The following is a 2,014-nucleotide window of genomic DNA, read 5'->3' on the forward strand; positions in this document are numbered from 1 at the left end:
GTCAAGGATATCGATTAGTTGATGTCAGTGGCTACTAGTGGTCTATCACATTAGTTATGAAGGGTGAAAAAGTTCGTAGTAAGGACTTTAGTTTTGGATTTTTAAGCACGCTTTGTGCTTACTACAAACTCATCAAAATTAATGAGACAGACTATAGCAGTCCTAAATCATTCGTGAGAATTTGAAATTGTTCCAACCCCCCTGTAGTCCCCCCAAGGCATCGGCTACCGTGTACACACAAGTCCCTTGCAGCCTATACTCGTGTGTACACCGAAAATTTGATTGATCGCAAGGCTTAAAAATGGTATACGTATTTCCGCCGCACGGTACTAATCTTTGGAATTTAGCGATCCCAGTCTTCGACTTCATATAAAAATCGAGTTTTGCCAATCAGTTTACGATTAGCAGAGGTACTTTGGACAAACACAACATACTTTTCTAGGTTACTCGGTTTAATCCGAATCGTTGCATCCATCGGTAGACCTAACATTTCTCGTGCAGCACCTCCTTCAAATAAATCACCCGTTGCCCGATCCATTAAAATAATTTCTTTTTGAGCCTGGATAGTTTCTGTTTTTGTGAATTCGTAGAAACCTCGCCCAACTTTAAAACTCAAACCATTTTCCAATACAAAGGCTTTAATTGAAATATCTTGTTCAACTTCTAAAATCTGGAAACGCCCTGGAGTAACTGCCCGTAAATCAGCCGATTCGTAATAGGATGTTGTTTCCCGATTCATCATGGTGTTAAATATTTTATTTAACCCACGGCTCATGCGTCCTTGATCAATTACTTCTTGTTCATAAGCTTGTAGCTGATCGTTAGAAGATTGTTGGTAGCAAACTGCTAAAAACAAGTCACTAATATACGAAAACTGGTCTAAGTTGATATGAAAACCGCCAGATTTTTCTGCAAGTTCTTGATAAAAAGGAGTGGCATGAGGGCGATTGAGTGCTTGAACTCCGTAAACTGTAACTTCTGCCTCAGCTAATTTATCTAACTCTTTGCGCCAATTCAGTTTTTTAGGATTGTGTGCTGGAGGATGGGGAATATCATCGCCAATCAAAACCAGTGATTTTGTTGCTGACTTTGACCAAGATAAAGATTGTGATTCATGTAATACCAATTCATAACATTCTGGTGCATCTCCGCCACCAGTAGGTTCGACATTTTGCACAAAATCACAGATAGCATCAACATCACCGGATATATTAAATGTTTTGGTGACGTAAGTTGAACCTGCATCGCAGTAGTCACCATGAGCAATAATCCCAATCCGAATTAAGGGAATTTCGTCTATCAGTCTGGTAACAGTATTTTTGATTTTTCGCCGTACTTGAGTAAGGCAAGGGTACATACTTCCAGTTGTATCAAAACTGAAAACAATCTCAATATTATTACTTGTCATCGGCTCACCTAAATTAATATTTAATTTTTAACTTACAAAATTACAAATGGCACGCAATCATGGTTAAAAATTTTACAGGTAAGCCGCCAATTATCATTGCTCACCGAGGCGCTAGTGGTTGTCGTCCAGAACACACTTTAGCTGCTTATGAATTAGCGATGCCTGCGGCTGGCTACGCCTACGCATTGGGCGCAGCCAGCCGCAGGCTTGGCTTTTGGTCAGATAGATTCAAAAGGGGTGCGTTGTTGGCTTGGGTAGGTAAATACTGCTTTTGTTGTGATTTGGCGAACTTTTTTCTTGTGTCATGATCATAGTTGACTCCAATTGTAGGGGTTAAATGAAAGGCGATCGCCTTCGGCCAAGAGTCTGCGATCGCCTTTCTTATTTCAATTTATAGTATTATTTTATAATTATTGATAGTTGTTTAAGTATTTTTACATAGACTTAGGCGTGAAGATGTCATTAGTCATTTGTCCTTTGTAATCACAACTGACCAAGGACGACCATAACAAAAATTTTCACAACTCAAATAAGATTGCTATAAGTTCCTATATTGAATTCGGGCAGTCGTTTATTGAATTCGGGCAGTCGTTTATTGAATTCGGG

The 2,014-nt window shown here is 39.3% G+C and carries 1 protein-coding gene and 1 pseudogene; one reads left to right on the top strand and one right to left on the bottom strand.

The annotated features are described in order from the left end of the window. Positions 1–343: 343 nt before the first annotated feature. Positions 344–1,408, bottom strand: a complete 1,065-nt coding sequence (locus tag ACFE90_RS09835; RefSeq protein ID WP_375499984.1) for a vWA domain-containing protein — start codon at positions 1,406–1,408, stop codon at positions 344–346. Positions 1,409–1,467: 59 nt separating this feature from the next. Between ACFE90_RS09835 and ACFE90_RS09840 the strand changes: the two are divergent. Continuing rightward, a pseudogene (locus ACFE90_RS09840) lies at positions 1,468–1,569 on the top strand (glycerophosphodiester phosphodiesterase); the annotation flags it as partial. Positions 1,570–2,014: the final 445 nt, after the last annotated feature.

The organism is uncultured Nostoc sp. (assembly GCF_964245445.1).
Lineage (GTDB): Bacteria > Cyanobacteriota > Cyanobacteriia > Cyanobacteriales > Nostocaceae > Nostoc.

Bases quoted from the DNA above. Each gene is read 5' to 3' on its own strand.
- ACFE90_RS09835 (WP_375499984.1), bottom strand. From the start codon at position 1,408: ATGACAAGTAATAATATTGAGATTGTTTTCAGTTTTGATACAACTGGA.